This is a genomic window from Pseudomonas sp. 51_B (assembly GCF_017491595.1).
Classification (GTDB): Bacteria; Pseudomonadota; Gammaproteobacteria; order Pseudomonadales; family Pseudomonadaceae; genus Aquipseudomonas; species Aquipseudomonas promysalinigenes.
Map to the genome: position 1 here is coordinate 1 of NZ_JAFGYW010000155.1, position 537 is coordinate 537.

Here is a 537-nt window from a genome sequence, read left to right on the forward strand (position 1 = left end):
AGCATGCAGCATGCGGCCGACGGCGTCACGCAACTGTCGAGGCAGGTCGAGCCCGCGCTCGCGCGGATGCCGCAGACGATGGAGCACGTGAACCGCGCGCTCAGCTCGGCGAACGCGCTCGTCGCGCCCGGCGGGCCGCTCGTCGCGAACCTGAACCGCGCGGGGCAGGCGCTCGCGTCGATGAACGACACGCTCGCCGAGCTGAGCGCGCGCGTGCGCTACGACACGCTGCCGCGCTTTAACGCGCTCGCGACGAACGTCGGCGACGCGTCGCGCACGCTGAAGGACGTCGCGGGCGACGTCGGCCGCAATCCGCGCAGCCTGCTGTTCGGCTCGCCGGCGGCCGCGCCGGGCCCGGGCGAGACGGGATTCGTGTGGCCGAGCGCCACGCCCGCCCAATAAGTTGTTCTGGAATCCGCGATGCACGCACACTTCATGTCAGGTTCACTGTCCCGCCGCGGCCGTCCGGCGCTCGCGCTCGCCGTGGCGCTCGTGATGGCGAGCGCGGCGGGCGTTCCCGCGCAGCCGCTCGCGCTC

The 537-nt window shown here is 73.4% G+C and carries 1 protein-coding gene; it reads left to right on the plus strand.

The window, feature by feature from the left end; all coding sequences use genetic code 11:
• The coding region (locus J5M56_RS24130) for a hypothetical protein (RefSeq protein WP_207937958.1) at nucleotides 1–402 on the plus strand (402 nt) is incomplete at its 5' end.
• Nucleotides 403–537: the final 135 nt, after the last annotated feature.